The 23,768-nt window shown below is 55.7% G+C and carries 26 protein-coding genes; 9 read left to right on the top strand and 17 right to left on the bottom strand.

The annotated features are described in order from the left end of the window. The first annotated feature begins 379 nt into the window (after nt 1–379). Both alaA and yfbR read left to right on the top strand, forming a co-directional pair. On the top strand, nt 380–1,594 hold the full coding sequence (alaA, locus tag UTM25_RS04225) for an alanine transaminase AlaA (protein WP_008500204.1): 1,215 nt from the start codon (nt 380–382) through the stop codon (nt 1,592–1,594). A gap of 94 nt (nt 1,595–1,688) precedes the next feature. Beyond that, entirely contained in the window at nt 1,689–2,288 is a 600-nt protein-coding gene (yfbR, locus tag UTM25_RS04220; protein WP_194400380.1) for a 5'-deoxynucleotidase, read from the top strand. An 81-nt stretch (nt 2,289–2,369) separates the two neighbouring features. Here the strand turns inward: yfbR and UTM25_RS04215 are convergent, their stop codons facing one another. From UTM25_RS04215 to yfbV, 4 genes are all read right to left on the bottom strand, one after another. Next, nucleotides 2,370–4,202, bottom strand: a complete 1,833-nt coding sequence (locus UTM25_RS04215) for an SLC13 family permease (RefSeq protein WP_194400378.1) — start codon at nt 4,200–4,202, stop codon at nt 2,370–2,372. Between the two features lie 75 nt (nt 4,203–4,277). Continuing rightward, nucleotides 4,278–4,937 carry a sugar phosphatase gene (locus tag UTM25_RS04210; RefSeq protein WP_194400376.1) on the bottom strand — a complete coding sequence of 220 codons (660 nt, stop codon included), beginning with the start codon at nt 4,935–4,937 and terminating at the stop codon, nt 4,278–4,280. Nucleotides 4,938–4,948: 11 nt separating this feature from the next. After that, complete coding sequence (locus tag UTM25_RS04205) at nt 4,949–5,443, bottom strand: YfbU family protein (protein ID WP_023312542.1); 495 nt, start codon at nt 5,441–5,443, stop codon at nt 4,949–4,951. Between the two features lie 91 nt (nt 5,444–5,534). Next, a complete protein-coding gene (gene yfbV, locus UTM25_RS04200; protein WP_023312543.1) occupies nt 5,535–5,990 on the bottom strand; it encodes a terminus macrodomain insulation protein YfbV in 456 nt (151 codons plus the stop codon). Nucleotides 5,991–6,327: 337 nt separating this feature from the next. Between yfbV and ackA the strand changes: the two genes are divergently transcribed. Together ackA and pta are read left to right on the top strand one after the other, a co-directional pair. Continuing rightward, a complete protein-coding gene (gene ackA / locus UTM25_RS04195) occupies nt 6,328–7,530 on the top strand; it encodes an acetate kinase (RefSeq protein ID WP_023312544.1) in 1,203 nt (400 codons plus the stop codon). Between the two features lie 76 nt (nt 7,531–7,606). Then, nucleotides 7,607–9,748 (top strand): phosphate acetyltransferase, encoded by a 2,142-nt coding sequence (gene pta / locus UTM25_RS04190; protein WP_023312545.1) that lies wholly within the window; start codon nt 7,607–7,609, stop codon nt 9,746–9,748. Between the two features lie 74 nt (nt 9,749–9,822). Here pta and UTM25_RS04185 read toward each other — a convergent pair whose 3' ends face one another. The 5 genes from UTM25_RS04185 to UTM25_RS04165 form a co-directional block, all read right to left on the bottom strand. Beyond that, complete coding sequence (locus UTM25_RS04185; protein ID WP_194400372.1) at nt 9,823–10,776, bottom strand: transketolase family protein; 954 nt, start codon at nt 10,774–10,776, stop codon at nt 9,823–9,825. Beyond that, complete coding sequence (locus tag UTM25_RS04180; RefSeq protein WP_194400370.1) at nt 10,769–11,599, bottom strand: transketolase; 831 nt, start codon at nt 11,597–11,599, stop codon at nt 10,769–10,771. The genes UTM25_RS04185 and UTM25_RS04180 overlap by 8 nt, the downstream gene beginning before the upstream one ends. Next, on the bottom strand, nt 11,596–12,987 hold the full coding sequence (locus UTM25_RS04175; protein ID WP_023336412.1) for a PTS ascorbate transporter subunit IIC: 1,392 nt from the start codon (nt 12,985–12,987) through the stop codon (nt 11,596–11,598). The genes UTM25_RS04180 and UTM25_RS04175 overlap by 4 nt, the downstream gene beginning before the upstream one ends. Nucleotides 12,988–13,008: 21 nt before the next feature. After that, nucleotides 13,009–13,281: a PTS sugar transporter subunit IIB gene (locus UTM25_RS04170; protein ID WP_003861447.1), complete on the bottom strand. Its 273-nt coding sequence runs from the start codon at nt 13,279–13,281 to the stop codon at nt 13,009–13,011. A gap of 80 nt (nt 13,282–13,361) precedes the next feature. After that, nucleotides 13,362–13,805: a PTS sugar transporter subunit IIA gene (locus UTM25_RS04165; RefSeq protein ID WP_194400368.1), complete on the bottom strand. Its 444-nt coding sequence runs from the start codon at nt 13,803–13,805 to the stop codon at nt 13,362–13,364. Between the two features lie 234 nt (nt 13,806–14,039). Between UTM25_RS04165 and UTM25_RS04160 the strand changes: the two genes are divergently transcribed. Further along, on the top strand, nt 14,040–15,059 hold the full coding sequence (locus UTM25_RS04160) for a LacI family DNA-binding transcriptional regulator (RefSeq protein ID WP_023312550.1): 1,020 nt from the start codon (nt 14,040–14,042) through the stop codon (nt 15,057–15,059). A gap of 3 nt (nt 15,060–15,062) precedes the next feature. Here the strand turns inward: UTM25_RS04160 and yfcD are convergent, their stop codons facing one another. The 3 genes from yfcD to yfcF are packed head-to-tail and all read right to left on the bottom strand — an operon-like array spanning nt 15,063 to nt 16,925. Further along, nucleotides 15,063–15,617: an NUDIX hydrolase YfcD gene (yfcD, locus tag UTM25_RS04155; RefSeq protein WP_023312551.1), complete on the bottom strand. Its 555-nt coding sequence runs from the start codon at nt 15,615–15,617 to the stop codon at nt 15,063–15,065. A 55-nt stretch (nt 15,618–15,672) separates the two neighbouring features. After that, nucleotides 15,673–16,224 carry a phosphodiesterase gene (yfcE, locus tag UTM25_RS04150; protein ID WP_146198308.1) on the bottom strand — a complete coding sequence of 184 codons (552 nt, stop codon included), beginning with the start codon at nt 16,222–16,224 and terminating at the stop codon, nt 15,673–15,675. A 56-nt stretch (nt 16,225–16,280) separates the two neighbouring features. After that, on the bottom strand, nt 16,281–16,925 hold the full coding sequence (gene yfcF, locus UTM25_RS04145; protein WP_194400366.1) for a glutathione transferase: 645 nt from the start codon (nt 16,923–16,925) through the stop codon (nt 16,281–16,283). A gap of 141 nt (nt 16,926–17,066) precedes the next feature. Between yfcF and yfcG the strand changes: the two genes are divergently transcribed. The 4 genes from yfcG (at nt 17,067) to UTM25_RS04125 (ending at nt 19,601) form a co-directional block, all read left to right on the top strand. Then, entirely contained in the window at nt 17,067–17,696 is a 630-nt protein-coding gene (gene yfcG, locus UTM25_RS04140; RefSeq protein ID WP_023312554.1) for a GSH-dependent disulfide bond oxidoreductase, read from the top strand. A 75-nt stretch (nt 17,697–17,771) separates the two neighbouring features. Further along, nucleotides 17,772–18,140, top strand: coding sequence for a dihydroneopterin triphosphate 2'-epimerase (gene folX, locus UTM25_RS04135; protein ID WP_023312555.1), 369 nt, complete (start codon nt 17,772–17,774; stop codon nt 18,138–18,140). A 13-nt stretch (nt 18,141–18,153) separates the two neighbouring features. Next, a complete protein-coding gene (locus UTM25_RS04130; protein WP_194400364.1) occupies nt 18,154–19,047 on the top strand; it encodes a TIGR01777 family oxidoreductase in 894 nt (297 codons plus the stop codon). Nucleotides 19,048–19,091: 44 nt separating this feature from the next. Next, entirely contained in the window at nt 19,092–19,601 is a 510-nt protein-coding gene (locus tag UTM25_RS04125) for a GNAT family N-acetyltransferase (protein WP_194400362.1), read from the top strand. Between the two features lie 36 nt (nt 19,602–19,637). On the opposite strand, the gene hisP is transcribed toward UTM25_RS04125, so the two are convergent. From hisP to argT, 5 genes are all read right to left on the bottom strand, one after another. After that, nucleotides 19,638–20,411, bottom strand: a complete 774-nt coding sequence (gene hisP, locus UTM25_RS04120) for a histidine ABC transporter ATP-binding protein HisP (protein WP_045354320.1) — start codon at nt 20,409–20,411, stop codon at nt 19,638–19,640. A gap of 8 nt (nt 20,412–20,419) precedes the next feature. Beyond that, nucleotides 20,420–21,136: an ABC transporter permease gene (locus UTM25_RS04115; RefSeq protein ID WP_008502590.1), complete on the bottom strand. Its 717-nt coding sequence runs from the start codon at nt 21,134–21,136 to the stop codon at nt 20,420–20,422. Then, nucleotides 21,133–21,819 (bottom strand): histidine ABC transporter permease HisQ, encoded by a 687-nt coding sequence (locus tag UTM25_RS04110; protein WP_014832782.1) that lies wholly within the window; start codon nt 21,817–21,819, stop codon nt 21,133–21,135. The genes UTM25_RS04115 and UTM25_RS04110 overlap by 4 nt, the downstream gene beginning before the upstream one ends. Before the next feature lie 88 nt (nt 21,820–21,907). Further along, nucleotides 21,908–22,690, bottom strand: coding sequence for a histidine ABC transporter substrate-binding protein HisJ (gene hisJ, locus UTM25_RS04105; RefSeq protein ID WP_023336423.1), 783 nt, complete (start codon nt 22,688–22,690; stop codon nt 21,908–21,910). Between the two features lie 226 nt (nt 22,691–22,916). Further along, nucleotides 22,917–23,699, bottom strand: a complete 783-nt coding sequence (gene argT / locus UTM25_RS04100; protein ID WP_023312560.1) for a lysine/arginine/ornithine ABC transporter substrate-binding protein ArgT — start codon at nt 23,697–23,699, stop codon at nt 22,917–22,919. Nucleotides 23,700–23,768 lie beyond the last annotated feature (69 nt).

Genomic DNA, 23,768 nt, shown 5'->3' with positions numbered 1-23,768 from the left:
AATGGCACTTAACATTAATTTCACATGAGTAACTTTTAGCCACATTACGCTTTTACAGGAACATGTCTCAAGCATTCAGGTTTTACGAAAAGTCACTCAGGATGATTGCTTCTGCTGTCAGGTTCACCACTTATTTTCACCAGCACAATATACAGAATTTTGACAAATGAATAGCACATTTAACCTATCATCGCTCCATGCGCACAACTTTAAGACAGTAAAAAAGCTAACGCACAGCGGGAAAGATTTATCAAAATTTTGCTCCCGGCACAAAATCTTCTACTGCACACCCTTCAAAACGAAGCGAGGGGGGAGTACATTATTCCGTGCTGACTTCCACGGCAGGGAGCGGCAATAATAGCGAAAAGGTTAAAGGTTCATGTCCCCTATCGAAAAATCCAGCAAGCTAGATAACGTCTGTTATGACATCCGCGGCCCGGTTCTGAAAGAGGCAAAACGCCTTGAAGAGGAAGGCAATAAGGTTCTGAAACTCAACATTGGTAACCCTGCGCCATTTGGTTTTGAAGCGCCGGATGAAATTCTGGTTGATGTGATCCGCAACCTTCCTACTGCACAAGGCTATTGCGATTCAAAAGGACTTTACTCCGCACGTAAAGCCATCATGCAGCACTACCAGGCACGCGGTATGCGTGATGTTACCGTTGAAGATATCTATATCGGCAACGGCGTTTCCGAACTGATCGTGCAGGCGATGCAGGCGCTGCTGAACAGCGGGGACGAAATGCTGGTTCCCGCGCCGGACTATCCGCTGTGGACGGCTGCCGTATCACTGTCGAGCGGTAAAGCCGTGCACTATCTGTGCGACGAGTCCTCCGACTGGTTCCCGGACCTCGATGATATTCGCGCAAAAATCACGCCCCGCACGCGCGGCATCGTGATCATTAACCCGAACAACCCGACGGGCGCAGTGTACTCAAAAGAGCTGCTGATGGAGATCGTCGAGCTCGCCCGCCAGCACAACCTGATCATCTTTGCCGACGAAATTTACGACAAGATCCTGTACGACGCGGCGCAGCACCACTCAATCGCTGCGCTGGCCCCGGATCTGCTGACCGTCACCTTTAACGGCCTGTCTAAAACCTACCGCGTGGCCGGTTTCCGCCAGGGCTGGATGGTACTGAACGGTCCGAAAAAGCACGCCAAAGGATATATTGAAGGGCTGGAGATGCTGGCCTCCATGCGTTTATGCGCCAACGTTCCGGCGCAGCACGCGATCCAGACGGCGCTGGGTGGCTATCAGAGCATTAGCGAGTTCATCGTTCCCGGTGGTCGCCTGTACGAACAGCGCAACCGCGCGTGGGAGCTGATCAACGATATCCCGGGCGTCTCCTGCGTGAAGCCGAATGGCGCGCTCTATATGTTCCCGAAAATTGACGCGAAGCGCTTTAATATTCACGACGACCAGAAAATGGTGCTCGATTTCCTGCTGCAGGAAAAAGTGCTGCTGGTTCAGGGTACGGCGTTTAACTGGCCGTGGCCGGATCACGTGCGCATCGTGACGCTGCCGCGCGAAGATGACCTCGAAATGGCCATCAGCCGCTTCGGGCGCTTCCTCTCCGGATATCATCAGTAATCTTAAAATCAGGCTACTTCGGTAGCCTGATTTGCATCTTCCCTCCCCTCCCCGCACAATGAACGCCTGTCGCAGTGAAGACAAAAGGTAACCTATGAGTCAGAGTCATTTCTTCGCCCACCTCTCCCGCCTGAAACTCATCAACCGCTGGCCGCTGATGCGCAACGTGCGCACAGAGAACGTGTCAGAGCACAGCCTACAGGTTGCCATGGTTGCTCATGCGCTGGCCGCCATTAAAAACCGCAAATTTAACGGCCAGGTCAATCCAGAGCGCATTGCCCTGCTGGCGATGTACCACGATGCGTCAGAAGTGCTGACCGGCGACCTGCCCACGCCGGTGAAATATTTCAACTCGCAAATTGCGCAGGAATACAAGGCCATCGAAAAGATTGCCCAGCAGAAGCTGATTGACATGGTGCCGGACGAGTTGCGCGACATCTTTGAGCCGCTCATCGATGAGCACCGGTACACGGAAGATGAAAAGTCGCTGGTCAAACAGGCCGACGCGCTCTGCGCCTACCTGAAGTGCCTGGAAGAGCTGTCTGCAGGGAATAACGAATTTTTACTGGCGAAAACGCGTCTGGAAAAAACGCTGGAATCCCGCCGCAGCGAAGAGATGGACTATTTTATGCAGGTGTTTGTGCCGAGCTTCCATCTGTCGCTGGATGAGATCAGCCAGGATTCACCGTTGTAATCTGTTTGCCCCGCAGCGCTGCGCTTGCAGGGCCTACAGGTTGTTAGCCGGGTAAGGCGCTGCCGCCACCCGACAAAATTATCAGAACGGGAAAAGGACCGGTATCAATACCACGCACACCACCATCACCAGCACGGTGAACGGCACGCCCAGCTTCACGAAATCACTGAATTTATAATTCCCGGGCCCCAACACCAGCGTATTCACCGGTGAAGAGACTGGCGTCATAAATGCCGCGGAGGCCGCCATTGCGACCATCATCGCAAAGGGATACGGCGACACGCCCATGGATTTGGCCATCGCCAGCGCAATCGGCGCCATCAGTACCGCCGTCGCGGTGTTGGAGATAAACAGACCGATGGTGGCGCACATGATAAACAGACAGACCAGCATCATGTACGGCCCATACCCGCCCCCAACATCCATTAAGCCTCTAACGATCAGATCCACCCCGCCGGTTTTTTGCAGCGCCAGGGCAAAAGGCATCATCCCGACAATGAGGATAATGCTCGGCCAGTGAATGGCTTTATACGCGCTTTCGGCGTCAATGCAGCGGAATTTGCCCATCAACAGGCAGGCGATAATAGCCGCGACCGGATTGGGGATTTCATCGGTCAGCATCAGCGCCACCATCAGCACCAGACAAAAAATCGCGTGGGGCGCCTGGCTGTGCGCCGGGGAGGCGTCGCTCTCCTCGACAGGCATGTTGAGTACCACAAAATCGCGACCTTTCTGCCCGAGCTGGCTTATCAGCTTCCAGTTACCGACAACCAGGAAGATATCGCCCAGCAGGATCGGCTCATCCACCACCGCCCCTTCCATCGCCACGCCATCGCGCTTCAGCCCCACGACATTCAGGCCATAGCGGGTTCGGAATCCCATTTCCCGCACGGTTTTGCCCAGCAGTTCCGATTCCGGGATCAGCGATACTTCGGCCATGCCGACATCCAGCGCCTGATCGGAGAAATACTCCCCGCGCAGCACCATCGGTTCCAGCAGCTGTTCGCTGCAAAACTCGCGCAGATCCACGTCAGCGGTGGACATATCAATCAGCAGGACGTCCCGCGCGCGGAATTCCGACATCCCGTTAACGTTGACAATCACCCGACGAAAACGACGCCAGCGCTCTACGCCGATCACGTTTGCGCCATAGCGCTCACGCAGCTTCAGGTCGTCCAGGCGCTGTCCCACCATTGGCGAACCGGGACGAATAGCCAGACGGCGCGCGCGCCCGGTGAGACGGTACTCTTTAATCAGATCGCGGAAGGTGCGTCGCTTCCACCCTTCTTTATTTTTGTCCTGTTTTTCAGCTTTCAGGGCAAACCGGGTCAGCAGCATATAGACCACGCCCAACACCAGAATGACCAGCCCGAGCGGGGTGACGCTGAAAAAACTGAAGCCCTGGAATCCTTCCCGGATCAGCTCGCTGTTGACGACCAGGTTCGGCGGCGTTGCCACCAGCGTCATCATGCCGCTGATCAAACCGGCAAAACTCAGGGGCATCATCAGACGCGACGGCGAGATCTGCATCCGCATGGAGACGCTCAGCACCACCGGGATAAAGATGGCGACCACGCCCGTTGAGCTCATAAACGCCCCCAGCCCGGCGACGGTCACCATAAGGTAGATCAGCATTTTGGTTTCGCTGCTGCCCGCCACCTTGACCAGCCACGACCCCATGATGGTTGCCACGCCGGTACGCACCAGCCCATCACCGATAATAAACAGGGCGGCAATCAGGATAACGTTGGGATCGCTAAACCCGGAGAAGGCTTCCGGCAGCGTGAGCGTACCGCTCAGCACAAACGCGACGATGACAAACAAGGCGACGGCGTCCATGCGTACCTTGCCCGTTGCAAAAAGAAGGATGGCGATTAAAAGCAGGCTCAGGACCCAAATCAGTTCACCGTTCACAACATGTCCTTGTCAGTGGGAGATGAGGAATTTTGCCATAAAAAAGCCCCAGCAATGTGGGGCTATATCATGTGATTACATTTTTAGCGAGACGGTTACAACCCCGTCAGAGGCTTTCGAAACAGCCAGCGCCGTCAGTGAATCCAGCACAAAGTCTGCCTCCTCCAGGCGGGGAGATCCCGCAGGAACGTTAACGGCGATAACGTGGCTTCCGGCGTTCAGCCCGGCCAGTACGCCAGCGGCCGCATCTTCCACCACCACGCACTCTGCGGGCGCGAGGCCCAGCAGTTCAGCGCCCAGTAAAAACGCGTCGGGCTCCGGTTTACCGCGCTTTACGCGCTCCGCAGTGATAAACACTTCCGGCTTCGGTAAACCTGCCGCCTTATGTCGGGCGTGGGCGACGGGAATGGAGCCTGAGGTGACGATAGCCCACGGGATCTGCGCTTCGTTAAGATGCTCAAGCAATTCGCGCGCGCCCGGTAAGGCTGTGATGCCGTCCGTATCCGTGGCTTCAATGTGTTCCAGGTATTTGAACTCCGCCTGAATTTCGTCCTCAGAGCGTCCGGCCAGGAAGTGCCGTAGCGAGGTGATGGCCTGTTTGCCATGGATAAAATTCAGCACGTCCAGATGGTCGATGCCATGTCGGTCAGCCCAATGGCACCATGAACGCTCCACAACCGGCAGCGAATCCACCAGCGTACCGTCCAGATCAAACAGAAAACCTCTACACTGCACACGCACCTCCGTCAGGCATTAATGATTTGTTGAATTTCGTTGCTGCTTAAATGGTACTGACGCGGGCAGGCGTGCCACGCGCTCAGCATACGCTGATATTTTTCCCACATTGGGGTCTGCGCGTTGAAGCCGTGGGTGCCCGCGTCAAAGTGGGTATAGCGCCCTTCTGTATTCACCATAAAGCGAACATAGCTCAGATAACGCGCTTCCGTTGCGGCATCAAAGCCTAAGAAAGTCACGCGGCGCTCGTCAATGGACTGCTGATCTTTGAGATTCGTCCAGGACACGTGCAGAGCGTGATACATCTCCATAATGTCGATCACGATGCGACAGGTTTCTTCTTTCAGCTCGCCAAACTCGCGGTCCAGTTCGCGCATTTGCAAACCAAAACCGCGTTCGACGATGGTTTGCAGGCGGCTGTAGCGCGCAGCGTTATCGGGATCAAGCATAGTCATCATCTTGTACTGGTTAGACAAAATCAGACGTTGAGCATGGGTCATTTCCATCTTTCGACTCCTGTAGCGCATTGCACTTAAAAAAAAGACACGGTAACTGATTGTTACTGTGCCTTCTTTTCGTCGTCGTTTCGATGATCAATCACAAATCATCGAGGAATGTTTTATCCAGTTGCTTAAAAGCACGCTTTAACGTGTCCGCCAGCGCCTGGTAGTCCGGCTTGCCTTCAACCGGGGCGAGCGCCTGCCCGGCCTCCTCCAGTTTTCCGCGCACTTCATAAAACCAGTGTAAAATAGATGGGGGAAGTGGCGTGATGGAGCGTTTACCTAACCACCACAGGCCCTGCATCGGCAGGCTTAATGCGAAGAGCGCCGTCGCGACGGCTGGGCCAAGCTGGCCGCCCAACGCAATCTGCCAGCACAGCGTAAAGACAGCGACTGGCGGCATAAAGCGAATCGCATAGCGCGTGGCGCGGATAGTGCGATTCTCAATGAACATCGGCGCAAGGCGCTTTTCCATCGGCCACGTCTTTGCATAATGCTGTCCCCGACGAAACAGACTAAAGAAATTTACGGACGGGTTCTCTGGTGTCGACATGGCTGTACCTCAACTTCACATATAAAAATTAAAATTTTCGTGCAAAACCACAACAAGCTATGACAACGTTCAAAATATTTTGTCATCACTACCCCGTATCGGGTATCCTGTGCCAGCCTGATAGGGCCATAGACGAGAATCATTAACTCGTCAAATTATTGCATATTATGCCATTGGCTGAAAATTGTGCAAAATGGCATAAAATCATAGTTATTTCTTCCATCATGCCACAATGTTCGTTTGGCATGATGTTAATCATAAATGTCTGAGTCATCATGCGTTACGCTGATAGACTCACTGACGTTTTTTTAGCCACGTATCAATAATAGGTACTTCCATGTCGAGTAAGTTAGTACTGGTTCTGAACTGCGGTAGCTCCTCACTGAAATTCGCCATCATCGATGCGCTCAACGGTGATGAATACCTCTCTGGTTTGGCCGAATGTTTCCATCTGCCTGAAGCACGTATCAAGTGGAAGATGGACGGCAGCAAACAAGAAGCGGCTTTAGGTGCAGGCGCCGCTCACAGTGAAGCGCTGAACTTTATCGTTAACACTATTCTGGCACAAAAACCAGAACTGTCTGCTCAGCTGACTGCGATTGGTCACCGTATCGTCCACGGCGGCGAAAAATACACCAGCTCCGTCGTCATCGACGAATCTGTGATCCAGGGTATCAAGGACTCTGCGTCCTTCGCACCGCTGCACAACCCGGCTCACCTGATCGGTATCGCTGAAGCGCTGAAATCCTTCCCGAATCTGAAAGACAAAAACGTGGCCGTATTCGACACCGCGTTCCATCAGACCATGCCGGAAGAGTCTTACCTCTATGCCCTGCCATACAGCCTGTACAAAGAACACGGCGTACGTCGCTACGGCGCGCACGGCACCAGCCACTTCTATGTGACTCAGGAAGCCGCAAAAGTCCTGAACAAGCCGGTTGAAGAACTGAACATCATCACCTGCCACCTGGGCAACGGTGGTTCTGTTTCCGCTATCCGCAACGGTAAATGTGTTGATACTTCCATGGGGCTGACCCCGCTGGAAGGTCTGGTGATGGGTACCCGTTCCGGTGACATCGACCCGGCGATCATCTTCCACCTGCACGACACCCTGGGCATGAGCGTTGACCAGATCAACAAAATGCTGACTAAAGAGTCTGGCCTGCTGGGTCTGACCGAAGTCACCAGCGACTGCCGTTACGTTGAAGACAACTACGCAGAGAAAGAAGACGCTAAACGTGCAATGGACGTTTACTGCCACCGTCTGGCGAAGTACATCGGCTCTTACACTGCGCTGATGGAAGGCCGTCTGGACGCGGTTATCTTCACCGGTGGTATCGGTGAGAACGCGGCAATGGTTCGTGAACTGTCCCTGGGCAAACTGGGCGTTCTGGGCTTCGACGTTGATCACGAGCGTAACCTGGCTGCCCGCTTCGGCAAGTCTGGCTTCATCAACAAAGAAGGCACCCGCCCTGCTCTCGTTATCCCAACTAACGAAGAACTGGTCATTGCGCAAGACGCGCACCGCCTGACTGCCTGATTCCACACCGCCAGCAATGCTGGCGGTGCTGTTTTGTAACCCGCCCAATTGCGGCGGTAACGAAAGAGGATAAACCGTGTCCCGTACTATTATGCTGATCCCTACCGGAACCAGCGTCGGCCTGACCAGCGTCAGCCTTGGCGTTATCCGTGCTATGGAACGCAAAGGCGTTCGTCTGAGCGTCTTTAAGCCAATCGCCCAGCCACGTGCCGGTGGCGATGCGCCAGACCAGACCACCACCATCGTTCGCAAGAACTCCAATCTGCCAGCGGCTGAACCGCTGAAGATGAGCCACGTTGAATCTCTGCTGTCCAGCAACCAGAAAGACGTGCTGATGGAAGAGATCATCGCCAACTACCATGCTAACGCGCAAGACGCGGAAGTGGTGCTGGTTGAAGGTCTGGTCCCGACGCGCAAACACCAGTTTGCCCAGTCTCTGAACTTTGAAATCGCGAAAACCCTGAACGCAGAGATCGTTTTCGTGATGTCTCAGGGCACCGACACCCCAGAGCAGCTGAACGAGCGTATCGAACTGACGCGCAGCAGCTTCGGCGGCGCGAAAAACACCAACATCACCGGCGTGATCGTGAACAAACTGAACGCACCGGTGGATGAGCAGGGCCGTACTCGCCCTGACCTGTCCGAGATCTTCGACGACTCTTCCAAAGCGAAAGTCATCAAAGTTGACCCGGCTAAGCTGCAGGAATCCAGCCCGCTTCCGGTTCTGGGCGCGGTGCCATGGAGCTTCGATCTGATTGCAACCCGTGCAATCGATATGGCGCGTCACCTGAACGCCACCATCGTTAACGAAGGCGACATCAACACCCGCCGCGTGAAGTCCGTAACCTTCTGTGCACGCAGCATTCCGCACATGCTGGAACACTTCCGCGCAGGTTCCCTGCTGGTAACCTCCGCAGATCGTCCTGACGTGCTGGTTGCCGCCTGCCTGGCCGCGATGAACGGCGTGGAAATCGGTGCGATCCTGCTGACCGGTGCCTACGAGATGGACCCACGCGTCAGCAAGCTGTGCGAACGCGCGTTTGCGACCGGCCTGCCGGTCTTCATGGTGAACACTAACACCTGGCAGACCTCCCTGAGCCTGCAGAGCTTCAACCTTGAAGTGCCGGTTGATGACCACGAGCGTATCGAGAAAGTACAGGAATACGTTGCGGGCTACATCAACGCAGACTGGATCGAATCCCTGACTGCGACCTCCGAGCGCAGCCGCCGCCTGTCTCCTCCAGCATTCCGTTACCAGCTGACCGAGCTGGCGCGTAAAGCGGGCAAACGCGTTGTTCTGCCAGAAGGCGACGAACCACGTACTGTTAAAGCAGCTGCTATCTGTGCAGAGCGCGGCATCGCGACCTGCGTTCTGCTGGGTAACCCGGATGAGATCACCCGCGTTGCGGCTTCTCAGGGCGTTGAGCTGGGCGCAGGCATCGAAATCGTTGACCCTGAAGTGGTTCGCGAAAGCTACGTTGCTCGTCTGGTTGAGCTGCGTAAGAGCAAAGGCATGACCGAAGCCGTTGCGCGCGAACAGCTGGAAGATAACGTGGTGCTGGGTACGCTGATGCTGGAGCAGGACGAAGTTGACGGTCTGGTTTCCGGTGCGGTTCACACCACGGCGAACACCATCCGCCCACCGCTGCAGCTAATCAAAACTGCACCGGGCAGCTCTCTGGTTTCTTCCGTGTTCTTCATGCTGCTGCCTGAACAGGTTTACGTTTACGGCGACTGCGCGATCAACCCGGATCCAACCGCAGAGCAGCTGGCAGAAATCGCTATCCAGTCCGCAGATTCCGCGATTGCCTTCGGTATCGAACCGCGCGTAGCGATGCTCTCCTACTCCACCGGTACCTCTGGTGCTGGTAGCGACGTTGAGAAAGTACGTGAAGCGACCCGTCTGGCGCAGGAAAAACGTCCTGACCTGATGATCGACGGTCCGCTGCAGTACGACGCCGCCGTGATGGCCGACGTTGCGAAATCCAAAGCGCCGAACTCGCCGGTTGCAGGTCGCGCTACCGTGTTCATCTTCCCGGATCTGAACACCGGTAACACCACCTATAAAGCGGTGCAGCGTTCAGCAGACCTGATCTCCATCGGGCCAATGCTGCAGGGTATGCGCAAACCTGTGAACGACCTGTCTCGTGGCGCGCTGGTAGACGATATCGTCTATACCATCGCTCTGACCGCGATCCAGTCTTCACAGCAGCAGTAATGTTAAAAAGCCCGGTGGCGCTAGCGCTTACCGGGCAACAAAAAGGCGACCACTTAACGGGTCGCCTTTTTTATTTACAGCAGCTCTCGCGCCGCCGATACAATGTCATGTGCCGTCAGGCCATACTCCTTCTGCAGGAAATCCTGCGTCCCCACCTGGCCGTAACGCTCCTTGACGCCCACCCGCCGCATCGGTACCGGGCTGGTTTCCACCAGCACCTCCGCCACCGCAGACCCGAGGCCGTTGTGAATACTGTGGTTTTCACAGGTGACGATGCGACCGGTTTTCTCGGCGTAGTTTTTCACCAGCATCCGGTCGATAGGCTTCAGGGTAAACATGTCGATGACCGCCGCGCTTACCCCCTCCTGCTCAAGCTGGCGCGCCGCTTCCAGCGCTTCCGCCACCATGATGCCGTTGGCAATCAGGGTTATATCGGTTCCTTCGCGCAGCACGTTGCCTTTACCAATGGTGAAGGTTGAGCCAGGCTCATACACGCTCGGCGCCTGCTTGCGGATGGTGCGTACCCAGTAGAAACCTTCGAGGTCGATAAGCTGGCGCAGCACGTCCTCGAACATCACCGCGTCGGTCACCTCCAGCACCACCGAATACGCCAGACCGCGTACGATGCCCATATCCTCAAACGACATATGCGTTCCGCCGTTATGGCAGGCCGTCACGCCCGCATCCGAGGCAATTACCTTCACGTTGTTGCGCTGATAGTCCAGGGACATAAACAGCTGGTCAAAGCAGCGACGGCTGGCAAACGCGGTGAAGGTATGAACGAACGGTTTACGCCCGGTAAGCGACAGCCCCGCCGCCGTGCCGATGACGTTGGCCTCCATAATGCCGCAGTTAATCACGTGCTGCGGATAATCGCGCGCCACGCCGTCCATCGCCATCGAGCTCATCAGATCCGCTTCCAGGGCGATAATCTCGCTTCCCGCCTCAATCTGCTTTGCCACAAAGCCCGCGTAGACCTTACGCATCTCAACGGCGTCTTTCTCTCCTGCCGGTGCAACCTTAATCATGTGAAGCCTCCAGTTGGCGAATCGTCTCGTTGAGGGCCGCTTTGCTCTCCGCGGTCAACCGCAGGTGGTGCGAGTTGCTGATCTGTTCCAGGTACGGCACCCCCTGCCCTTTGATGCTGTCGAGGATGACGACTAACGGACGCGCGTCGGCAGCCGGGACCCGCGACGTCACCGCCAGCAGGCCCGGGATGTCGTCGCCCTTCACCGTCGCCACGTCAAAGCCAAAGGCGCGGAATTTCCCCTCCAGGTCGAACGCGCTGATGATCTCGTCCAGCTCGCCGTCGAGCTGCTGTTTGTTCCAGTCCACGAACACCGTCAGGTTGTTCAGGCGATGGTGGGCAATAAACTGGAAGGCTTCCCAGCACTGCCCCTCGTTCAGCTCGCCGTCACCGACGATGCAGAAGACGCGGTTCGGTCGCCCCGCCAGCCTGTGCGAAAGCGCCATACCGCCGGCAATGGAGATCCCCTGCCCCAGCGAACCGGTGGTGGCGTCCACGCCCCGCGTTTTAAGGCGGTCCGGGTGGCTTGGCAGGCGCGTGCCGTTCTGGTTCAGGGTGCTCAGTTCTTCCACCGGGAAGTAACCCTTGATCGCCAGCGTGCTGTAGAGCGCCGGTCCCGCATGGCCTTTCGACAGAACAAAATAGTCTCGTTCCGGCCAGTCCGGATCCGCCGGGTCGATTTTCATCACCGCGCCGTACAGCACGGCCAGGGTTTCGACCACCGACATACTGCCGCCATAGTGCCCAAAGCCCAGCTGCGTCAGGGATTTCAGCGTCTCAAGACGGATCTGACGCGCGAGTTCGGTTATCTCTTTCTCATTCATGATTTGGCTCCGGTGTTTTCCTGCGCGTTACCGCCCGCAGGTTTGTTTTTCGCGAAGACGTTGTACGCCACCAGCAGCGCGAACAACGCCACAACCAGTCCGGTGATGGCAAGCGGCGACAGGAAGCGCGCCAGGTTGCCGAGCACAATCCCGACCGCGCCGAAGTCGGCGTCCGAGAAGGTGGTGTTGGCAAAGCCAATGGCGCCCAGCACCGGCAGCAGCAGGACCGGCAGGAAGGTGATCAGCAGGCCGTTAGCAAAGGCGCCAATCATTGCCCCGCGGCGTCCGCCGGTGGCGTTACCAAACACGCCCGCCGTTGCGCCGGTGAAGAAGTGCGGCACGACGCCCGGGAGGATCAGCACCCAGCTAAACTGACCGCAGATGAACAACCCTACAATCCCGCCGAGGAAGCTGAACAGGAAGCCAATCAGCACCGCGTTCGGCGCATAGGGATACACCACCGGGCAGTCCAGCGCAGGACGCGCGTTCGGCACCAGTTTTTCCGAGAAGCCGGTAAAGGCCGGAACGATTTCCGCCAGAATCAGGCGCACACCCTGCAGGATGATGAACACGCCCGCCGCAAAGGTGATCGCCATGATGATGGCGTAGACCAGGTAATTCTGACCGCCGCTGAAGGTAGCCTCCACGTACTCACGCCCGGCGCTCACCGCCAGGATGAGGTAGATAATCATCATGGTCAGGGAGATGGAGATCGAGCTGTCGCGCAGGAAGCTCAGGTTCTTCGGGAGGTTCATCTCTTCGGTTGAGCGGGAGCCTTTGCCGACCTTGCTGCCAATCCAGCCGGATAGCACGTAGCCCAGCGTGCCGAAGTGGCCGAAGGCAATTTCATCGTTGCCGGTAATGCGCTTCATGTAGCGCTGCGCAATCGCCGGGAAGAAGGCCATGATCAGGCCGAGGATCAGCGAGCCGGTAAAGACCAGACCCACGCCCTCAAAGCCCGCCACCGTCAGGATCACGCCAATCATGCACGCCATGTAAAACGTGTGGTGCCCGGTCAGGAAGATGTACTTCAGGCGGGTAAAGCGTGCGACGATAATATTCGCCACCATGCCGAAGGCCATAATCAGCGCGGTCGCTGCGCCGTATTTCTCCAGCGCAATTGACACAATCGCTTCATTGTTTGGAATAATACCCTGAATCGTAAAGGCGTGCTCAAACATCCCGCCTAACGGATTTAATGACCCCACCAGCACCGTGGCACCGCCGCCCAGCACAATAAAGCCGAGAATGGTTTTAATGGTCCCTTTCACCACATCCGAAAAGGCTTTTTTCTGCGCAACCAGACCAATAAGCGCAATTAAACCGACCAGCACCGAAGGGACTTTTAAAATATCAACAACGAAATTCAGCGTTTCAAGGATAAACATATCCACCTCGCCTTATCAGGGTTATTGTCTTTCGAACCAGGCGCGCAGCTGCGCTTCAAGTTCGTTGATGTCGATGATGTTGTTAATCACCACCAGCTGGCTTTCCGGCACGCTGGCGCTGGCCGCAATGTCTTTTGCCATCACGAACAGATCGGCCGCGCCCGGCGTGGCCGAGGAGAGATCGGAATGTTCAACCTCAGCCTCAATCTCCAGCTTTTTGAGCACCTTTTTAATATTCATTTCGACCATAAAGCTGCTGCCCAGGCCGGAGCCGCAAATAGCCATGATTTTCATTGTTGTCCCCTTATTTTGAGTAGAGCACGCCCCATCACGCTGTCGCGTAATGTTGTGAATAATCGGATTAAAGAATTAAATCAGAAGCGGTCAATAATCGTTTTAATTTCCTCCAGGGTATTCGCCTGATGCAGTTTCTCCATATCCTCGTCGCTGGAAAATAATTCTGCGAGTGCGGATATCATTTCGATATGACTATGTTTATCCGGTGCCGCGAGCATAATAATCACATCGACAGGGTCAAACTCACCGGCACCAAACGAGACGCCCTGTTTTAGTTTTAATAAAGACAACCCCAGTCCTTTGGCGCCTTCCTCCGGCCGCGCATGCGGCATCGCCAGCCCTGGTGCCAGCACATAATAGGGTCCTAACGCGTGGTGCTGCTCGATGATGGCCGTGACGTATTCAGGCGCAATCACCTGCAAATCCAGAAGCGGCTTCGCGCACAGCTCAAGCGCCTGCGGCCAGTTTTCCACGCTATCCTGCAGCGTGATGGTTGTATCATATATCCATTTTTTGAGCACTTTTCACTCCCGCTACACGCTAAAGATGAGCAAACTTTATTCAACACATCGCTGGATGACTGCGATCGGGATCACAAAGATAGCGCTACCAATGGTTAACATGCAGAAATGTGATAGCGCTATCAAATTGCAATCACGGCGCTAAATCACAGCAAAAAAAGGGATTTAAGGCGTATACTGCCTGTCACGTGAAGCGAAGGAAATGAAGAACGCGTCTGGTCAGCAGGAAGGTGTATGTCTCTAACCCGAAAACGGCGCAGTACTGGTAAAGTGACACTCGCCGATGTCGCACAGCTTGCCGGTGTGGGCACGATGACCGTGTCCCGTGCACTCCGCACGCCCGAACAGGTTTCCGATAAACTACGAGAAAAAATTGAAGCTGCCGTGCAGGAGCTGGGCTATATGCCTAATCTTGCCGCCAGCGCGCTTGCCTCGGCGTCGTCGTGGACGATAGCCATGGTGGTGCCTAACCTCTCCGAAGCTGGCTGCTCGGAGATGTTCGCCGGGCTACAGCAGGTGCTACAGCCTGCCGGGTATCAGATCATGCTGGCAGAATCCCAGCATCGCCTGGAGCAGGAGGAGAAGTTGCTGGAGACGCTGCTGGCATCGAATATTGCCGCCGCTATCCTGCTCAGCGTTGAACATACCGATACCGTTCGCCACTGGCTGAAAAACGCCTCCATTCCGGTGATGGAGATGGGCGCCATGCGCGCCGACCCGATTGATATGAATATCGGGATTGATAACGTAGCGGCAATGTATGAACTCACGGAAATGGTGATTAAGCGCGGCTACCAAAATATTGGCCTGCTGTGCGCCAACCAGGAGCAGTGGATTTTCCAGCAGCATTTGCAGGGCTGGTACAAAGCCATGCTTCGCCACCATATGTCGCCGACCCGTGTGATTAACGCGGCGATGCCGCCAAGCTTCTCGACAGGCGCGGCACAGCTGCCTGAATTCCTGCTGGCGTGGCCGGAGCTGGATGCGCTGGTATGCGTCTCAGACGAGCTGGCCTGCGGGGCGCTGTACGAGTGCCAGCGCAGGCGAATCAAGGTGCCGGACGACCTGGCGGTGGTAGGTTTTGGTGATAGCGACGTGAGCCGCGTCTGTCAGCCGCCGCTGACGACGATGGCGGTGCCGCATCGTAAGATTGGAATTGAAGCCGGAAAAGCGTTGCTGGAGCGTCTGAATGACGGTGACTGGCGCGATCAAAAGCCCATCGCGTCCAGTCTGTGTCTGAGAGAGAGTTGCTGACGCTTACTCAGCCTCTTCCTCTTTCTCTGATTTGGTCGATTCGTTTTTGGCGTTGCGGGTCATCCACAGCGCCAGCGCTTTTAACGAATCCGGCGTGAACTCGTCGCAGCGCGCGGTAATCTCTTCCGGCGTCATCCAGCTGACTTCACTCACCTCTTCTTCCTGCAGAGCGAACGGCCCGTGGGAGACGCAGCTAAACAGCCCGCCCCAGACGCGGCAGTTTTCGTCTTCGAAATAGAACTGGCCGTGCTCGGCAAACGGCACGCCGGCGATACCTAACTCTTCTTCCGCTTCACGACGCGCGGAATCCAGCAGCACTTCATCTGCCTGGACAACCCCACCTGCGGTGGCATCCAGCATACCTGGGAGAAAATCTTTGGTATCCGTACGGCGCTGGACCAGAATTTTGCCCATACCGTCATGCACAACGATGTACGTTGCGCGGTGGCGCAGACGCTCCGCACGCATTTGTTCGCGGCTGGCCTGCGCGATCACTTCATTCTCTTCGCTGACAATGTCAACCCACTCTGTACTTGCCAAATGACTCTGCTCCACCATCGGGAAACCTTCTTTTCTAAGCGCTCTTTCGGCGCGTTTGCAGTTGAGGTGTAACTTACGGATTAATCGCTATCTGCGCAATAACTTGCTGATCATTAAGTGCGATAACGCGCAGGGTATTTCCATCCAGCATGCCATAGCTCGCTGGATAACCGCCTTTCGGTATGCTGACCGATCCCGGGTTGAAGTGATAAATCTCACCGCGCTTTTCAGCAACCGGAATATGAGTATGACCGTAAACCAGGACATCGCCAGCCGCGAGCGCCGGGAGATTATCCGGGCTAAAAAGATGCCCGTGCGTCAGGAACAGGCGGCTTTGTTCCAGCAGCACCTGCTGCCATGGCGCGGTAAGGGGAAAATGCAGCAGCATCTGGTCCACTTCGCTGTCGCAGTTGCCGCGAACGGCGATGATTCGCGAGGCGTACGGGTTGAGCTTTTCCGCGACCTGCGCCGGAGCGTAGCCCTCCGGCAGCGCGTTGCGCGGGCCGTGGTTGAGCACATCCCCCAGAATAATCAGCCACTGCGCGCCACTTTGTGCAAACAGGGAAAGGACACGCTCGGTAGCGGGCAGCGATCCATGGATATCCGACGCAAACATCAGTTTCATCAGTCACTCCTCGGGAAAACAGACTGCCCCCATCATACCTGAAGCGTCCGGGCTTATCAGCCCGCGCGCCTGGCAGATAGTGCCACATAGCGCTGCACGGAGGCGCGCTGCCACTGAAACGCGGCATAATCCACCAGCAGCTGCGGCACCTCATCGCCGTTGAGGATCAGGCGGTTTAGCATCAACGCCAGATCGGCGTCGGCAATGCACCACTCGCCGAACAGGTTCGGGTTGCCGTGTGCGAGGAGCGAGGTGGCGGTTTCAATGAGTTTTTGCGCGCTTTCGGTGCCTTCTGCGCTGAGCGCTGGCTTTTTCACCCCGGCGAACACGACGTCCGTTGAGCGTTCCACGCGAATTGGCACCAGATCGCTTCGCAGCCACGCCTGGATCTGCCGCGCCCGCGCGCGTTTTTGCAGGTCGTGCGGATAGATCCGCTCCCACTCGGGCGGCGCGAACCTATCTTCCAGATATTCATCAATCGCCGACGATTCGCTCAGGGCAAAACCGTCAATCTCCAGCACCGGCACGCGTCGGGTCAGGTCGTAACCCTGCCAATGTGGCTTGAGATGTTCACCGCCGTCGAGATCAACGGTCTTCAGCGTAAAAGTGAGTCCTTTTTCGGCCAGCGCAACGTATACGCTCATTACATAGGGAGAAAAGAAATTCGCATCGGACCACAACGTGATTACGGGCTGGTTCATAACATCCTCATCGGCTGATCGGGTTTTTACTCAACATATAATCTCTTTGCCTCGCTGTCACTTGATGAAAACTCACGATTTACAACAACCACCTATACTCATTTGTCATGGCACCACTATTCGCATGGACAGGAGTTGAGAATGATCGACCTTTATTACGCCCCTACCCCAAACGGCCATAAGATCACCCTCTTTCTTGAAGAAGCCGAACTGGATTACAGGATCATTCGCGTGGATATCAGCAAAGGCGAACAGTTCAGCCCTCTCTTTCTGGCTATCTCGCCGAATAATAAAATCCCGGCCATTATTGATAACCAGCCGGCCGACGGGGGCAGGCCGCTGAGCCTGTTTGAATCCGGTGAAATTTTGCTCTACCTGGCGGAGAAAACCGGCAAACTGCTGAGCGGCGAACTGCGCGAGCGTCACCATACCCTGCAATGGCTCTTCTGGCAGGCAAGCGGGCTGGGGCCCATGCTGGGACAAAATCATCATTTTACCGCTTACGCCCCGCAGCCTATTCCTTACGCGATAGAACGCTATCAGGTTGAGACTCAACGGCTCTATGACGTTCTGAACCGTCGGCTGAAGAAAACGCCGTGGCTCGGGGGCGATCATTACAGTATTGCCGATATCGCCTGCTGGCCGTGGGTGAATACGCATGAAAAACACCGAATTGACCTGGCCGCTTACCCGGCGGTGAATAACTGGTTTGAGCGCATTCGGACCCGCCCGGCCACCGAGCGGGCGATGCAAAAAATCCAGCAGATTTAACCCTCTATGAGGCTGGGTACCCGCGAGCCTCTCATGTATGATGAGCGTGAAATACTGACACGGAGAAGACCTGCAATGTCACAGCCAGACGCCATTATTCGCATAAAAAATTTACGCCTGCGTACCTTCATCGGTATCAAAGAGGAAGAGATCGCCAACCGTCAGGATATTGTCATTAACGTGGTAATTCACTATCCCGCAGACAAAGCGCGGGCCAGCGAAGACATCAACGACGCGCTGAACTACCGCACAATAACCAAAAACATCATTCAGTACGTGGAGAATAACCGCTTCTCTCTGCTGGAAAAATTAACTCAGGATGTGCTCGATATCGCACGCGAACATCACTGGGTCACTTATGCTGAAGTTGAGATCGATAAACTTCACGCCCTGCGCTACGCCGATTCCGTCTCCATGACGCTAAGCTGGCGACGCCAGGCGTAAACCTGGAGGTTGTATGAAGATTTTGCTGACCGGCGGCACGGGCCTGATTGGTCGTCACCTCATTGCGCGTCTGCAGGCCTTGCATCACGACATTACCGTTGTCACGCGCAGCCCGGAGAAAGCGCGCCAGGTGCTGGGGGCGGGTATCGATATCTGGAAAAATCTGGCCGAGCAGCAAAATCTGGACGGCTTCGACGCCGTCATTAACCTCGCCGGTGAACCCATCGCCGATAAGCGCTGGACGGAAGAGCAAAAACAGCTGTTATGCAGCAGCCGGTGGAATATTACCGAAAAGCTGGTCGAGCTGATCCGCAATAGCCAAACGCCGCCTTCGGTGCTGATTTCAGGTTCAGCGGTAGGCTATTACGGCGATCTTGGCGAGGTGGTGGTAACCGAGGAAGAGCCGCCGCATAACGAGTTTACCCATAAGCTCTGTGCACAATGGGAGCGTATCGCCTGTGCGGCGCAGAGCGATCGCACCCGCGTCTGCCTGCTGCGGACCGGCGTCGTGCTTGCGCCGAAAGGCGGTATCCTGGCGAAGATGCTTCCCCCTTTCCGGCTCGGACTCGGCGGCCCTATCGGCAATGGTCGTCAGTACCTGGCGTGGATCCATATCGACGATATGGTCAACGGGATTCTCTGGCTGCTGGATAACGATCTGCGCGGGCCGTTTAACATGGTTGCGCCGTATCCGGTGCGTAACGAACAGTTTGCCCACGCGCTGGGGCATGCCCTGCACCGCCCGGCGATATTGCGTGTGCCTGCCACGGTCATTCGCCTGATGATGGGTGAGGCGTCTGTGCTGGTATTAGGCGGACAGCGGGCGCTGCCAAAAAGGCTGGAAGCGGCCGGGTTTGCGTTCCGCTGGTATGAATTAGAAGAGGCGCTGGGGGATGTGGTGCGGTGAATATGTTACAGTGACAGGCCATGTTCCGAAGATATGGTGTAACAATGGCAACGATCACCACTCCCCGGCTTCACCTCACTCCTTTCGAACCCACTGACTGGGCCTTCTTCCGCTCGCTGCGTGAAGATCGCCGCATCATGCGCTACATGGCCGCCATCGCGCCGGAAAAAGAGACCCGCCGCGTGTTTGCCGCGCGGCTGATGGCGGAGCATGTCTTCGTGATCCGCTCTCTGGAGGACGATACGCCGCTGGGCGATATTGGCCTGCAAATCAGCCCTGAGAATCGTGAAGAGGCCGATATCGGCTATACGGTTGTGCCTGCCGCGCAGGGAAAAGGGATTGCCAGCGAGGCGCTGCGCGCGGTGTGCGATTACGCGTTTAACAAGACCAGCGTAAAAGCGATTAACGCGTACGTGCTGGCGGACAACGGCGGTTCGGTGCGCGTGCTGGAGAAAGCAGGGTTTGTGCGTACGCAGGTGCTGGAAAAGGCGTATGAAATTGACGGCGTGCGCTATGACGACTGGGTGTATCGGCTGGAGTGCGGTGCGGCATGATGCCCTCTCCCACAGGGAGAGGGGGAAAGGCAAAACCTACTTCAACGACCCTTTCAGAAACTGCTGCAGGCGCGGGCTTTGCGGGTTCGCCAGCACCTCGTCCGGGTGGCCCTGCTCTTCAATTTTCCCCTGATGCAGGAAGATAACGTGGTTCGAGACGTTACGGGCAAAGCCCATCTCGTGCGTCACCACCACCATCGTTTTGCCCTCTTCGGCCAGCTTCTGCATGATGCGCAGCACTTCGCCAACGAGTTCAGGGTCCAGCGCGGAAGTTGGTTCGTCAAACAGCAGCACTTCGGGCTCCATCGCCAGCGCGCGCGCGATAGAGACACGCTGCTGCTGACCGCCGGAGAGATGCACCGGGTATTTCATCTGCTGGCGCTCGTCGATACCCACTTTCGCCAGGTATTTCACCGCACGCTCGCGGGCTTCCTGCTTGCTCAGACCCAGCACCTGGATCGGCGCTTCCATCACGTTCTCCAGCACCGTCATGTGGCTCCAGAGGTTGAAGTGCTGGAACACCATCGTCAGGCGCGTACGCAGCAGTCGCAGCTGGTTTTTATCCGCGACCTTCAGCTGGCCGTCTTTGTCACGGACCAGGTTAATATTCTGCCCGCTCACCACAATCGAGCCTTCGCTCGGCTTTTCGAGGAAGTTAATGCAGCGCAGGAAGGTACTTTTACCCGAGCCGGATGAGCCGATGATACTGATCACGTCGCCCGCATTCGCCTGCAGCGACACCCCTTTCAGCACTTCATGTTCGCCGTAGCGTTTGTGCAAATCAATTACGTTTAATTTGTTCTCAGCCATCATCTTTCTCAGTGCGTCGAAGAAGGTTTTATATGCTGCAACCAGCGTTTTTCAGCCTTACGGAACAGGCTAATCAGAACATAAGAGATAATTAAATAGAGCACCGCCGCAATGCCAAACGCGGTAAACGGCTGATAGGTTGCGGAGTTAATATCGCGCGCGATTTTGAGCAGGTCCGGCACCGTCGCGGTAAAGGCGAGCGCAGTCGAGTGCAGCATCAAAATCACTTCGTTACTGTAGGCCGGTAACGCGATACGCAGGGCCGATGGCAGAATGATGCAGCGGTAGAGTTTCACCGACGAGAAGCCGTAGGCCCGGGCAGCTTCAATTTCACCGTAAGGAACAGAACGAATCGCCCCCGCGAAAATCTCCGTGGTGTAGGCGCAGGTGTTAAGCGTCAACGCCAGCACCGTACAGTTCAGACCGCTGCGGAAGAACGCATTCAGCATCTCAGTGCCTTTTACGATCTCAAGCGTATACATTCCCGAGTAGAACACCAGCAGCTGCACGTACAGCGGCGTACCGCGAAAGACGTAGGTGAACAGCCAGATCGGGAACTGGATAAATTTATTGTTCGAGACGCGGCCAATGGCGAGAAACACCGCCAGAATACCGCCCATTACCACGGAGGAGATCAGCAGCCAGAGCGTAATCGCCACGCCGGTAAAGCGGTAGCCATCTGTCCACAGCAGGGATTTCCAGTATTCCTGAATAATCTCAATCACAGGTCAGCCCTCTTCACACCCACGGAGTAGCGACGCTCGAGCAGAAGCAGCACACCATTGGAGACGGTCGTAAAGACCAGATAAATCACGCCGCAGACCACCGCAAAGTAGAACGGCTCCCAGGTGCTCTTGCCCGCCAGCTGAGTCGCTTTCACGACGTCTTCCAGACCGAGCAGCGAGACCAGCGCTGTCGCTTTGAGGATAACCTGCCAGTTGTTGCCGATGCCCGGGAGCGCATAACGCATCATGGCCGGGAACATAATCCGACGAAACGTTTGTGAAGAGGTAAAACCAAATGCGGTTGCCGCCTCAATGTGGCCTTTCGGCACGGCCATGTAGGCACCGCGGAAGGTTTCGGTGAAGTAGGCACCGTAGATAAAACCGAGGGTAATAATACCGGCCACCATCGGGTCGATATCAATTTGTCCCATGCCCATCGCGTCCGTTACGCTGTTAAGCGCAATCTGCAGACCGTAAAAGATAAGCAGCATCAGCACCAGATCGGGAACGCCGCGAATAAGCGTGGTGTAGCCTTCAAATATGAGCGCCAGCGGTTTGTTAGCCGAAAGCTTCGCCCCTGCGCCCGCCAGACCTATCAGCACCGCCAGCACCACGGAGCTGATAGCCAGCTCAAGGGTGACAAGCGCGCCCTGTAAAATAACGCCAGAAAATCCGTACAGCATACCGCGAGCCCTGTCGTATCGTGAGTGGTGGAACCGTGTCTTTTCCCCTCCCAACGTGGGAGGGGCCGCACGTTATTTGACGGGGCGATTAGCCGCCGTAAACATTAAAATCAAAGTACTTTTTCGCCAGCTTGTCGTAGGTGCCGTCAGCGCGCATTTCAGCAAACGCTTTGTTCAGCGCCTCACGCAGCTCGTTGTCTTCTTTGCGCAGGCCCATACCGGTGCCCACACCAAACAACTTCACGTCCTTAATAGACGGGCCGCCAAACTTGTAATCTTTACCCACCGGCGTTTTCAGGAAGCCTTCGCTTGCCGCGACTTCATCCTGGAATGCCGCATCAATTCGGCCTGCCGTCAGGTCAGCGTAGATATTTTCCTGGCCCTGATAGGAGACGATTTCAATCCCCTTCGGCGCCCAGTGTTCGTTGCCGTAGGTTTCCTGCGTGGTGCCCTGCAGCACGCCGACGCGTTTGCCTTTCAGCGACTCCAGCGTTGGCTGAATGTCAGAAGCTTTAGCCACCACCAGACGAGAATCGGCCGCGTAGAGTTTGTCGGTGAAGGCAATCTCCTGCTGGCGTTTTTCGGTGATGGAGAGCGAGGACATGATTACGTCGATTTTTTTCGCTTTCAGGGACGGGATCAGCGCATCCAGCGGGTTCTCAACGTAGGTACACTGTGCTTTGATTCGTTTGCACAGCTCATTGGCCAGATCGATGTCAAAACCGACCAGTTCACCCTTTGAATTCTTCGATTCGAATGGCGCATAGGTTGGATCGGTACCAATCCGAATTTTCTGCGGAATGGCTGCGAATGCCGCGGTGGCGCTGGAAAAGGCCAGCACCAGAGATAGTGACAACACGAGTTTTTTCATATTTGTCCTCAACAAACTGTCTTCATACGGGATTTTTACGACGACGGGGTGGTGCTAATGTGCCATCAATCCCCTCTGTCAGGCAAAGACTAATGCCCTTCAGGCGGGAATTTTTGCATTATAAATGCGTAAGTATGCACAAAGCGATCCAATACGGTGCAACAAATGCACCGCATTGGGTCAACCGCTCCCGCAACGCACCTTTGCGGTGCGTTAGCGCCAGGTATTATTCACCGTATACGTTGAAGTCGAAGTATTTCTTCGCCAGTTTGTCGTAAGTCCCGTCTTTACGCAGCTCTGCAAAGGCTTTGTCGAAGGCGGCTTTCAGCTCGGTATCATCCTTGCGCAGGCCAATACCTGTGCCGTCACCAAAGTATTTTTTGTCTTTTACCGACGGGCCCGCAAACGCATAATCTTTACCCGCAGGCTGTTTCAGGAAGCCTTCGCTCGCGGCGACTTCGTCCTGGAATGCCGCATCCAGACGGCCTGCGGCCAGGTCAGAGTAAATCAGATCCTGGTTCTGGTAAGCCACCACGTCTACACCCTTTTCACGCCAGGTGGCATTGGCATAACCTTCCTGAGTCGATCCCTGAAGCACGCCAACATGCTTGCCTTTCAGCGAGTCAATGGTTGGCTTAATCGGGGAGCCTTTCGGCGCAATCAGGCGAGAATCCGCGGCGTAGAGCTTGTCAGAGAAGGCAATCTCCTGCTGGCGTTTTTCGGTGATGGAGAGAGAAGAGATAATGGCGTCGATTTTCTTGGCTTTCAGCGACGGGATTAACGCGTCAAAGTCGCTGCCCACCCATGTGCATTTCACCGCAATGCGTTTGCACATTTCATTTCCCAGATCGATATCAAACCCCACGAAATCGCCTTTCGCATCCTTGGAAGAGAATGGCGCGTAGGTTGCGTCTGTACCGATACGAACCGTCTGTGGAAGCGCTGCGTAGCTACCTGCTGCCGCACTTAACCCCACGAGCAAAGACAGAGCCAGAACCGTCTTCTTCATACATTTACCCTCAAGTACCGTGATTTTATTATGTATTGTGTTGTGTGTTGTGTTGCAGGCTTCATCTTG

The organism is Enterobacter sp. 61D5, assembly GCF_034107965.1.
Taxonomy (GTDB): Bacteria; Pseudomonadota; Gammaproteobacteria; order Enterobacterales; family Enterobacteriaceae; genus Enterobacter; species Enterobacter cloacae_M.
This window is presented reverse-complemented; position numbering and strand designations above follow the sequence as displayed.

Excerpts from the sequence above, each read along its gene's own strand:
- yfbR (WP_194400380.1), top strand. The coding sequence starts at position 1,689 with ATGAGTCAGAGTCATTTCTTCGCCCACCTCTCCCGCCTGAAACTCATC.
- UTM25_RS04125 (WP_194400362.1), top strand. The coding sequence starts at position 19,092 with ATGGCAACGATCACCACTCCCCGGCTTCACCTCACTCCTTTCGAACCC.
- UTM25_RS04130 (WP_194400364.1), top strand. The coding sequence starts at position 18,154 with ATGAAGATTTTGCTGACCGGCGGCACGGGCCTGATTGGTCGTCACCTC.
- UTM25_RS04180 (WP_194400370.1), bottom strand. The coding sequence starts at position 11,599 with ATGAATGAGAAAGAGATAACCGAACTCGCGCGTCAGATCCGTCTTGAG.
- yfbV (WP_023312543.1), bottom strand. The coding sequence starts at position 5,990 with ATGTCGACACCAGAGAACCCGTCCGTAAATTTCTTTAGTCTGTTTCGT.
- UTM25_RS04175 (WP_023336412.1), bottom strand. The coding sequence starts at position 12,987 with ATGTTTATCCTTGAAACGCTGAATTTCGTTGTTGATATTTTAAAAGTC.
- yfcG (WP_023312554.1), top strand. The coding sequence starts at position 17,067 with ATGATCGACCTTTATTACGCCCCTACCCCAAACGGCCATAAGATCACC.
- yfcE (WP_146198308.1), bottom strand. The coding sequence starts at position 16,224 with ATGAAACTGATGTTTGCGTCGGATATCCATGGATCGCTGCCCGCTACC.
- yfcD (WP_023312551.1), bottom strand. The coding sequence starts at position 15,617 with ATGGTGGAGCAGAGTCATTTGGCAAGTACAGAGTGGGTTGACATTGTC.
- yfcF (WP_194400366.1), bottom strand. The coding sequence starts at position 16,925 with ATGAACCAGCCCGTAATCACGTTGTGGTCCGATGCGAATTTCTTTTCT.
- argT (WP_023312560.1), bottom strand. The coding sequence starts at position 23,699 with ATGAAGAAGACGGTTCTGGCTCTGTCTTTGCTCGTGGGGTTAAGTGCG.
- folX (WP_023312555.1), top strand. The coding sequence starts at position 17,772 with ATGTCACAGCCAGACGCCATTATTCGCATAAAAAATTTACGCCTGCGT.
- UTM25_RS04110 (WP_014832782.1), bottom strand. The coding sequence starts at position 21,819 with ATGCTGTACGGATTTTCTGGCGTTATTTTACAGGGCGCGCTTGTCACC.
- UTM25_RS04185 (WP_194400372.1), bottom strand. The coding sequence starts at position 10,776 with ATGATTAAGGTTGCACCGGCAGGAGAGAAAGACGCCGTTGAGATGCGT.
- ackA (WP_023312544.1), top strand. The coding sequence starts at position 6,328 with ATGTCGAGTAAGTTAGTACTGGTTCTGAACTGCGGTAGCTCCTCACTG.
- UTM25_RS04160 (WP_023312550.1), top strand. The coding sequence starts at position 14,040 with ATGTCTCTAACCCGAAAACGGCGCAGTACTGGTAAAGTGACACTCGCC.
- hisP (WP_045354320.1), bottom strand. The coding sequence starts at position 20,411 with ATGGCTGAGAACAAATTAAACGTAATTGATTTGCACAAACGCTACGGC.
- UTM25_RS04170 (WP_003861447.1), bottom strand. The coding sequence starts at position 13,281 with ATGAAAATCATGGCTATTTGCGGCTCCGGCCTGGGCAGCAGCTTTATG.
- hisJ (WP_023336423.1), bottom strand. The coding sequence starts at position 22,690 with ATGAAAAAACTCGTGTTGTCACTATCTCTGGTGCTGGCCTTTTCCAGC.
- UTM25_RS04205 (WP_023312542.1), bottom strand. The coding sequence starts at position 5,443 with ATGGAAATGACCCATGCTCAACGTCTGATTTTGTCTAACCAGTACAAG.
- alaA (WP_008500204.1), top strand. The coding sequence starts at position 380 with ATGTCCCCTATCGAAAAATCCAGCAAGCTAGATAACGTCTGTTATGAC.